The 10,501-nt window shown below is 34.2% G+C and carries 5 protein-coding genes; 4 read left to right on the forward strand and 1 reads right to left on the reverse strand.

From position 1 onward, the window contains the following. Window positions 1–478: 478 nt before the first annotated feature. From B0E44_RS15750 to B0E44_RS15765, 4 genes are all read left to right on the forward strand, one after another. Window positions 479–1,909, forward strand: a complete 1,431-nt coding sequence (locus tag B0E44_RS15750; RefSeq protein ID WP_077377429.1) for a peptidylprolyl isomerase — start codon at window positions 479–481, stop codon at window positions 1,907–1,909. An 81-nt stretch (window positions 1,910–1,990) separates the two neighbouring features. After that, window positions 1,991–2,944, forward strand: a complete 954-nt coding sequence (locus tag B0E44_RS15755) for a MoxR family ATPase (RefSeq protein WP_077377432.1) — start codon at window positions 1,991–1,993, stop codon at window positions 2,942–2,944. Window positions 2,945–3,230: 286 nt separating this feature from the next. After that, window positions 3,231–5,999: a bifunctional aconitate hydratase 2/2-methylisocitrate dehydratase gene (locus B0E44_RS15760; protein ID WP_077377435.1), complete on the forward strand. Its 2,769-nt coding sequence runs from the start codon at window positions 3,231–3,233 to the stop codon at window positions 5,997–5,999. A 569-nt stretch (window positions 6,000–6,568) separates the two neighbouring features. Beyond that, window positions 6,569–8,836 carry an aconitate hydratase gene (locus B0E44_RS15765; protein WP_077377438.1) on the forward strand — a complete coding sequence of 756 codons (2,268 nt, stop codon included), beginning with the start codon at window positions 6,569–6,571 and terminating at the stop codon, window positions 8,834–8,836. Window positions 8,837–8,906: 70 nt separating this feature from the next. Here the strand turns inward: B0E44_RS15765 and B0E44_RS15770 are convergent, their stop codons facing one another. Next, complete coding sequence (locus tag B0E44_RS15770; RefSeq protein ID WP_254423308.1) at window positions 8,907–10,253, reverse strand: carboxypeptidase-like regulatory domain-containing protein; 1,347 nt, start codon at window positions 10,251–10,253, stop codon at window positions 8,907–8,909. Window positions 10,254–10,501 lie beyond the last annotated feature (248 nt).

The following is a 10,501-nucleotide window of genomic DNA, read 5'->3' on the forward strand; positions in this document are numbered from 1 at the left end:
GATTGTTATTAAATTAATTATTTTTTATAAAATTTGTAAAAACATAAAAAATAATTTTTTTGATTGAAATTATGAATTTGATATTTTAAATATTAATAAATAGGAATTCATTAAAAAAGAATAATAAATAGTATGAATCAAAAGTGGAATATTGTGAAGTTTTATTCTGTTTTTTTATTTTTTATTTTTTTGAATTTGAATAGCATTTTTGAATTGGATGCTATGAATAAAAACCTGTCAAGGAACTTAATAATTTTTTGTTAATAGTACAGTGGAAACTTGTTTAATGCATTCGAATTGTTATTTTTGTTCGGTTTAAATTCCGATAATTGTAAGTATTTTGATGAATTAATGTGTTTTAATTCTTAAAAACTCAAACCGAATGAATTTTATTTGTTCTAAAGCGTTCTCTTTAAGTGGAATGTGTTTTGTGGAAGCAAAATCTGTTTTAAAATAATAATAATATAAAATATAAAAAATGCCTTTAAAATTTGTACAAATGAAATCCATAACCAACAAAGTTATGTTGACTCTTTTTCTTTTGTTTTCTACTTTAACCATTGTTAATGCCCAAGAAATTATAAAAGATAGTGTTGTTGCTGTTGCTAATACAGCTGCTCCTTCTGGAAAGAAACTAAAGATTGACGGAGTAGTAGCAACTGTTGGGGATTATATTGTTTTGGATTCTGATATTGATAAAGGATTTTTGGAGATTACTGCTCAAGGAGGTTCTACTAAAGATATAACTAGATGTCAAATATTAGGTAAGCTGTTGGAGGACAAATTGTATGCGCATCAAGCGGTTCAAGATAGTGTTGTTGTAAGCGATGCCGAAGTAAAAGGATTGATGGATGAAAGGTTGAGCTATATGTTGGAGCAAATCGGGTCTATGGATAAGTTAGTTAAGTACTATCAAAAGGATTCAGAAGAAGAATTTAGAACCTATTTCTTTGATGTTTTGAAAGAACAGAAACTTACTGGGGAGATGCAAAAGAAAATCGTTGAAAAAGTAGAAATAACTCCTGAGGAAGTTCGTGAGTTTTTCAAGAAAATACCTGTTGCAGATTTGCCTGTTTTTGGTGCGGAACTAGAAGTCGCACAAATAGTAATTAAGCCTAAAGTTACCGATGAGGATAAGAAAAAGGTAATTGATAAACTGAATGGTTTTAGAAAAGAATGTATGGAAGGTTCGAGTTTTGCAACCAAAGCGGTTCTGTACTCAGAGGATCCAGGTTCCAGTAAAAATGGAGGTTATTATAAAATGACACGTAAAACTCCTTTTGTGAAAGAGTTTAAAGATGTTGCATTTAGTCTTGCTGAGGGAGAAATATCAGAACCTTTTGAAACTATTTATGGATATCATATAATTTATGTAGAAAAAATAAAAGGCCAAGAAATTGAATTGAGACATATATTGATATCTCCAGTTGTTTCCCAAGAATCTTTGAAAGAGGCTAAAGAGAAAATTACTTTGATTAGAAAGAAGATTGAGGATAAAGAAATCACTTTTGCGGAAGCGGCAAGAACAATGTCGGATGAAAAAGAAACAAGAGCTAATGGAGGGACTTTGGTGAATCCAAAAACACAAGATACACGTTTTGAATTGACCAAAATGGATCCGTCTATATATAGTCAGGTTTCTAATTTGAAAGACAATGAAATATCTATGCCATTCCTAGAAGATGTTCAAGGGAAAAAAAATTATAAAATTATGATTGTAACCAATAGGATAGATTCTCATACTGCTGATTATGCTAAAGATTATATCAAAATTAAAGATTTGGCTTTAAAAGAAAAGCAGTTTAGAGCTATTGGGAAATGGTTTGATGCAAAAATTAAGGATACCTATATTAAAATTGTTGATGAGTATAAAGAATGTTCTTTTACAAATAATTGGCTTAAAAAATAATTTTCATTAAATAGATAAAAAGAGTTAGTTTTATGTTTTCATAGAATTAACTCTTTTTAATTTTAAAAAAAAATATATAAGATGTCGGATGTAACTGCGATACAAAACTTAGTTGAAAAGCGTAACGAATTAAAAAAAGAAATTGCCAAAATCATTGTTGGTCAAGATGCGGTTGTCGATCAGATTTTGCTATGTATTTTTTCAGGAGGTCATGCCTTGCTGGTGGGAGTTCCGGGATTGGCCAAAACTTTATTGGTAAATACTTTGGCGCAAGCTTTAGGATTGGATTTTAAAAGAATTCAATTTACGCCAGATTTAATGCCATCGGATATATTAGGAAGTGAAATATTAGATGAAAATAGACAGTTTAAATTTATAAAAGGACCTATTTTTTCTAATATTATTTTGGCTGACGAAATTAATAGAACTCCGCCAAAAACTCAAGCCGCTTTATTGGAGGCCATGCAGGAACGTTCGGTTACTATTGCAGGGGCAAATCATAAGTTAAGCTTGCCTTATTTTGTATTAGCTACTCAAAACCCAATTGAACAAGAAGGAACTTATCCTTTGCCAGAAGCGCAATTAGATCGTTTTATGTTTGCTATAAAATTGGAATATCCTTCTTTTGAGGAAGAAGTTCAGGTGGTGAAACGTACAACTGCAGATTCTGATACAAAAGTTAATGCATTGTTTACAGCTCAAGAAATTATAGATTTCCAGCATTTGATTCGTCGAATTCCTGTAGCGGATAATGTAGTTGAATATGCTGTAACACTAGTCAGTAAAACGCGTCCTGATAATGCACTTTCCAATGGGTTTGTGAAAAACTATCTAGATTGGGGTGCTGGGCCAAGAGCGTCACAGAATTTAATTTTGGCTGCCAAAGCTAATGCCGCTTTTCATGGCAAGTTTTCTCCAGATATTGAAGATGTAAAAGCAGTTGCGACCGGAATATTAAGGCACAGAATCATTAAAAACTACAAAGCTGATGCTGAAGGAATTTCTGAGGAAATGATAATTGATAAGCTGATTTAAAAGAGAAAAATAAGAAATTATTGAAAAGTGTTATGTTCCAATAGGAATGTAGCACTTTTTGTTTTAACAATAGTTTTTAGTTTTGTTAAAATCCGAATTTCAAATTACGAATTTTGTAAATTTGATAGCCTAAATATGCTTATTTCTCATTTTAACGTATCGAAATCTTTTATTTTGCAATAATAATTTTTAAAAATGGCACATCCATTAAATTTTTTTTAATTATCAGCTTTAATTCCTAAATTTGCGTACAAAAAAATAAAAATACCTATAAAAGACTTCTGTTATGACTTATAAGGATTACATTCAAGAGATTGAAGAAAGAAAAAACCAAGGGCTTAACCCGAAGCCAATTGATGGTGCCGAATTGCTAAGCGAAATCATTGAACAAATTAAAGATTTGAATAACGAGTACAGAGAGGATTCTCTTAAATTCTTTATTTATAATGTTGTACCAGGAACTACACCTGCTGCTAATGTTAAAGCTAATTTTTTAAAAGAAATCGTTCTAGGTCAATCAGTTGTTGCTGAAATCACGCCTGCTTTTGCTTTAGAGTTGTTATCACACATGAAAGGTGGAACTTCTATAAAGGTATTACTTGATTTAGCTTTAGGTAATGATGTTGCTATTGCTAAACAAGCTGCTGAAGTTTTAAAAACACAAGTTTTTCTTTATGAGGCCGATACAGATCGTTTAGAAGCAGCTTTCAAAAGTGGTAACGAGATTGCTAAGGATATTCTAGAGAGCTACGCTAAGGCTGAGTTTTTTACTAAATTACCTGAAATAGCAGAAGAAATTAAGGTTGTTACTTTTATTGCTGGTGAAGGAGATATTTCAACCGATTTACTTTCTCCAGGAAACCAAGCGCACTCCCGTTCAGATCGTGAACTTCATGGAAAATGTTTAATTTCTCCAGAAGCACAAGCTGAAATTAAAGCATTAGCAGAAGCGAATCCTGATAAGAGTGTAATGTTAATCGCTGAAAAAGGGACTATGGGAGTTGGTTCTTCAAGAATGTCAGGTGTAAACAACGTGGCACTTTGGACAGGAAAACAAGCAAGTCCTTATGTTCCATTTATTAATATTGCTCCAATCGTTGCAGGAACAAACGGTATTTCTCCAATTTTCCTAACAACTGTTGATGTTACTGGCGGTATTGGTCTTGATCTTAAAAACTGGGTAAAAAAGCTTGACGAAAATGGAAAACCTCTTCTTAATGAAAGCGGTGATCCTATTCTAGAAGAAGTTTACTCTGTTGCTACTGGAACAGTTCTTACGATCAATACAAAAACAAAAAAACTTTATAACGGCGATAAAGAATTAATAGATATTTCTAAGGCATTTACTCCTCAGAAAATTGAATTTATTAAAGCTGGCGGATCTTACGCTATCGTGTTTGGAAAAAAACTTCAAACATTTGCATCAAAGACTCTAGGTATTCCTATTGTTCCAGTTTATGCTCCATCAAAAGAAGTTTCTATTGAAGGACAAGGTCTTACAGCTGTAGAGAAGATATTTAATAAAAATGCGGTTGGAACAACTCCAGGTAAAATTTTACATGCTGGTTCAGATGTTCGTGTTACCGTAAATATTGTTGGTTCACAAGATACAACTGGTTTGATGACTTCACAAGAGTTAGAGTCTATGGCTGCTACTGTGATTTCTCCAATTGTTGATGGTGCTTACCAATCGGGTTGTCATACTGCTTCAGTTTGGGATAATAAATCTAAAGCAAATATTCCAAGATTGATGAAATTTATGAACGATTTCGGATTGATCACGGCCCGTGATCCGAAAGGAGTTTATCATTCAATGACGGATGTAATTCATAAAGTACTTAATGATATTACTGTAAACGAGTGGGCTATCATCATTGGTGGTGACTCTCATACAAGAATGTCTAAAGGTGTTGCTTTTGGTGCTGACTCAGGAACTGTTGCTCTTGCACTTGCTACTGGTGAGGCTTCAATGCCAATACCAGAATCTGTGAAGGTAACATTCAAAGGAGATATGAAAGGGTATATGGATTTCCGTGATGTGGTTCATGCTACACAAGCTCAGATGCTTAAAACATTTGGTGGAGAGAATGTATTTCAGGGAAGAATTATTGAGGTTCACTTAGGGACTCTTAATGCGGATCAAGCCTTTACGTTTACGGACTGGACTGCAGAAATGAAAGCGAAAGCTTCTATCTGTATTTCTGAGGATTATACTTTGATCGAATCTCTAGAGATGGCGAAAGGCAGAATTCAGATCATGATCGACAAAGGAATGGACAACAAAAATGAAGTTCTTAAAGGATTGATCGCTATAGCGGATAAGAGAATCGCTGAGATTATATCAGGTGAGAAACCAGCCTTAAGACCAGATGCAAACGCTAAGTATTATGCAGAAGTTGTTGTAGATCTTGATGTGATTGCTGAACCAATGATTGCTGATCCAGATGTTAATAATGCTGATGTTTCTAAAAGATATACTCACGATACCATCAGACCTTTATCTTTCTACGGAGGGGTTAAAAAAGTAGATCTTGGATTTATCGGTTCTTGTATGGTTCACAAGGGAGATATGAAAATTCTAGCTCACATGCTTAAAAATATTGATGAGCAAGAAGGTAAAGTAGAGTTCAAAGCGCCACTAGTTGTAGCTCCTCCTACTTATAATATTGTTGATGAATTAAAAGCTGAAGGTGACTGGGAAATTTTACAAAAATATTCTGGTTTCGAATTCGACGATAATGTTCCTAAAGCTGCGGCACGTACATCATACGAAAACATGCTGTATTTAGAGCGTCCGGGTTGTAACCTTTGTATGGGTAACCAAGAAAAAGCTGCCAAAGGAGATACAGTAATGGCAACATCTACTCGTCTTTTCCAAGGAAGAGTTGTTGAAGATACAGAGGGTAAAAAAGGAGAGTCATTACTTTCTTCTACACCGGTTGTGGTATTATCTACAATCCTTGGTAGAACTCCAACTATTGAAGAATACAAAACTGCTGTAGATGGTATCAACCTAACTAAGTTTGCGCCTTCTCATAAGTTATTAGTTAAATAATTTACATAATTAGTTAATAATACTTTAAAAGCCTGAGTCTTATGACTCAGGCTTTTTTTTATGACTATCCGCAATTCACAGCATTAAATTTCGAGTATAAAAGTTTGGAGCAGAAAGATTAGGCATTTTTGGAAAACATGGGGCCCGCTATCCGTTGCAATCTTGTGAGCCGAACTCCGGCTCACAAGGATTTCCACTACTATCGGGGCTAAATGGAGATATTTTGTTTTATCCGATAAAGTAAAAAAAGTTAAATTTCGAACTCATGATACAAGAAATGGCGCTAACTACTGATAGTCACAGGGCAAACGCATGAGTTGTTTTTACCGCAGATTCGCAGATTTTAATTGAAATTTCTATACCGAATTAACCGCTTTCAGCGGAATTAGCGCAAATTGATTTCTTTAAAATCAAAAAAATCAGCTTTCCAATAAATTAATCAGCGAATCTGCGGCCATTATTTATACTCATGTGTTTGCCCTGCGGACAGTCATATTTTTTTATAACTACTTAATTTTTTTCGTAACTTGTAATGTTTAAATTATTAATAACAAAAACAATTATATACTATGGCTTTTGATATTGAAATGATTAAAAAAGTGTACGACAACATGAAAGTTCGTGTTGATGCAGCACGTGAGATAGTTGGTCGTCCGCTTACTTTAACGGAGAAGATTTTGTACAGTCACCTTTGGGATGGAGCTGCTAAGCAAGCTTACGGAAGAGGAGTAGATTATGTTGACTTTGCTCCGGACAGAGTTGCTTGTCAAGATGCAACGGCTCAAATGGCATTGCTGCAATTTATGCATGCAGGAAAGAAAACAGTTGCAGTACCAACTACGGTTCACTGTGATCACTTGATTTTAGCAAAAAACGGTGCTAAATCTGATTTAGCGGTAGCAAATACTCAATCTAAAGAAGTTTTTGATTTTCTATCATCAGTTTCAAATAAATATGGAATTGGTTTCTGGAAACCGGGATCTGGAATTATTCATCAAATTGTTTTAGAAAACTACGCTTTCCCAGGCGGAATGATGATAGGTACTGATTCCCATACTGTAAATGCAGGCGGATTGGGAATGTTGGCTATCGGTGTTGGTGGTGCCGATGCTGTGGACGTAATGTCTGGAATGTCTTGGGAATTGAAATTTCCTAAATTAATTGGAGTAAAACTGACTGGAAAATTATCGGGTTGGACAGCTCCAAAAGATGTTATCCTAAAAGTGGCTGATATTCTTACTGTAAAAGGTGGAACTGGTGCTATTGTAGAATATTTTGGGGAAGGAGCAACTTCAATGTCTTGTACAGGAAAAGGAACTATTTGTAATATGGGTGCCGAAATTGGAGCTACAACATCTACATTTGGCTATGATGATTCTATGCGCAGGTATTTAACAGCTACAGATCGTCAGGATGTGGTTGATGCTGCCGATAAAGTAGCTTCTTACTTGACTGCCGATCCAGAAGTATATGCTAATCCGGAAAAATATTTTGACCAACTTATCGAAATCAATTTATCAGAATTAGAACCACATATCAATGGGCCTTTCACGCCAGACCGCGGAACTCCAGTTTCCAAAATGAAAGCAGAAGCAGCGGCAAATGGATGGCCAATAAAAATTGAATGGGGATTAATCGGTTCATGTACAAACTCTTCTTACGAAGACATGGCTCGTGCCGCTTCAATCGTAAATCAGGCTGTTGAGCACGGAATTACCCCAAAAGCTGAATTCGGAATCAATCCAGGATCGGAACAAATTCGTTACACTATCGAAAGAGATGGTATCATAGCCACTTTCGAAAAAATGGGAACTAAAGTATTTACCAATGCTTGTGGACCATGTATCGGACAATGGGATAGAGCAGGAGCAGATAAAGAAGAGAAAAATACTATCGTGCATTCATTCAACCGTAATTTCTCCAAAAGAGCAGACGGTAACCCAAATACGCACGCTTTTGTAACTTCCCCAGAAATGGTCGCTGCATTAGCTATTTCAGGAAGATTGGATTTCAATCCATTGACAGATACTTTAATGAATGATAATGGAGAAGCTGTAAAATTAACCGCTCCGTTTGGTGACGAATTGCCAAAAAGAGGTTTTGATGTTGAAGATGCAGGTTTTCAAGCACCGGCCGAAGACGGATCAAGCGTTAAGATTGTTGTAAGTGAAACTTCAGATCGTTTACAGTTATTGGCTCCATTTGATCCATGGGACGGTAAAAACATTACGGGAGCTAAATTATTGATCAAAGCTTTCGGAAAATGTACTACAGACCACATTTCTATGGCAGGACCATGGCTGCGTTATCGAGGACATTTAGATAATATTTCAAACAATATGCTGATTGGTGCCATTAATGCATTCAATCAAACTGCAAATTCGGTTAAAAATCAATTGACAGGTGCTTATGATGTAGTTCCTGCTGTGGCTCGTGCCTACAAAGCAGCTGGAATACCTTCTATTGTTGTGGGAGATCACAACTATGGTGAAGGATCTTCTCGCGAGCATGCCGCTATGGAGCCTCGTTTCTTGGGCGTAAAAGCAGTATTGGTTAAATCATTTGCCCGTATCCACGAAACAAACCTTAAAAAACAAGGTCTGTTGGGATTGACATTTGCCAACGAAGCCGATTATGACAAAATCCAGGAAGATGATACTATCAACTTCATTGATTTGGTTGATTTTGCTCCTGGAAAGCCATTAACATTAGAATTTGTCCACGCTGATGGAAGCAAAGATTTCATCATGGCTAACCATACTTATAACGCAAGTCAAATTGGTTGGTTCGTTGCTGGTTCGGCTTTAAACTTAATTGCGGCTGAAGCTAATTCATAAGCTTTTGAAAATTTATATATCAAAAACTCTCAAGGAAACTTGGGAGTTTTTTGTTTATATAGCGATTGACTTATAAAGTTTTTATTCTGTTTGGTTTTGTGTTTTCAAATTCATCGATGTCAATTCTGAGGAGATTTGCCGAGGGATATTGAGAGTAATAGTTTTCGAGATAACCGCCAAGTAAGTATAATTTGTCCTCACAATAATATAGTTTTGAGGCTTTCAAAGGTAAATTAATCAGGTATTCTTTTAGCGTTTTTGTATTGATGTCATAAGAGTACATTTTTTCATTTTCAAAAATGTATATCATATTGTCTTTGCAGGTAATAGCAGGATAATTCAGACTGTTGAAAAATTCTCCTTCGGTTTTCCAAGTTCCAGTGATTAAATCAAAACTTTCTATTGAAGATAACTCTTTTCCGTTGAAGCCTCCAATCAAATATATTTTATCTTTAATCAGGATTCCATTTGCTTCTTTTGCAGTGGGCATATTCGATAATTCGTACCAATAACCTGAATTGATATCGTATGAATGTACTTTATCAGTATATATTTTTGATCCATTTTCACTCATTTTTATGGAGCCTCCCATAGTTATTATTGCTCCGTTATAAGTGAAGGAGGCAAAATTTGCTGCCTGATGCGGATTGGTATTATCGATGGCTACAGTTGCTTTTTTTGTGTCAAAAACTTCAATTTTATCGTCCAAATATTCAAATTTACCATTAACGGAAACTCTTTTACCGCCTAGGACATAAATAGTATTGTTATAAATATTTAAATTATGATACGCTCTTTTTCTGAATTTTATTTCTGAAGTTTCCCAAAGATTAGTTTTTATATCATAAACCAAAAGATTGCCTTTGTAATATTGACCGGAAAATTGAAATTTGAGTTCTTTGTAATAATCATCCATCTCAAAGCCCGGTTTTTCATATTGCAGTTTTTTCCAAGCATCTGCCGAGAACGAACCGTCACCTCCAATTACATATATTTTGTTATTGTTCAAAACAGAACCAAAAGAGGAAATTGGAAATTGTAATGTTGCTAATTTTGTAAAGTTTAGTTTTGATTTTAATTCTTTTTTTTCAGAAGAAAGTGTCAGTCCGTTTAAATTTTCCATCTTCTCATCCAGAAAAATCAAATAATTATTTTTTTTTAAATCAAAGAAACTAATCTTTTTTGGAGTGTAGCCAATGTGTGATACATACAAGGAATCACTTTCTTCCAGTTTTGTGGAAAGTTTTAGAGTAAATAAGCCTCTTTCGTCTGTTGTGGTATTTACATCCATTTGTTTCAGCGCGATATTTACGTCTTGAATAGGGAGATTGTTCGAACTATTTAAGATACTTCCTTTTATGTTTTGTCCTAATGTAAATAAAGGAGACAGTAATATAAATAAAATTAATTTTTTCAAAATGCAATTTATTAAATAATAATTGTCATAAAATTAGTATATTTTTTAGTTTAAAAATCAGTTTTGGTATTATTATTTTGTGAAATTTAAATCGGTTACATAAGATTTTTTAATTCATCCGCAAATGCATTGAATTATATAATGATGATTGTTTTTTTTAATATCACTTTAATTTTTTTTCTTCTAATTAAATTAATTGATTTTATGAATACACAACTGAATTAGAATATGAATTCGTAACTTTAGAG

Origin of the sequence: Flavobacterium sp. A45 (assembly GCF_002001005.1) — a bacterium.
Classification (GTDB): domain Bacteria; phylum Bacteroidota; class Bacteroidia; order Flavobacteriales; family Flavobacteriaceae; genus Flavobacterium.

Excerpts from the sequence above, each read along its gene's own strand:
- B0E44_RS15750 (WP_077377429.1), top strand. The coding sequence starts at position 479 with ATGCCTTTAAAATTTGTACAAATGAAATCCATAACCAACAAAGTTATG.
- B0E44_RS15755 (WP_077377432.1), top strand. The coding sequence starts at position 1,991 with ATGTCGGATGTAACTGCGATACAAAACTTAGTTGAAAAGCGTAACGAA.
- B0E44_RS15760 (WP_077377435.1), top strand. The coding sequence starts at position 3,231 with ATGACTTATAAGGATTACATTCAAGAGATTGAAGAAAGAAAAAACCAA.
- B0E44_RS15765 (WP_077377438.1), top strand. The coding sequence starts at position 6,569 with ATGGCTTTTGATATTGAAATGATTAAAAAAGTGTACGACAACATGAAA.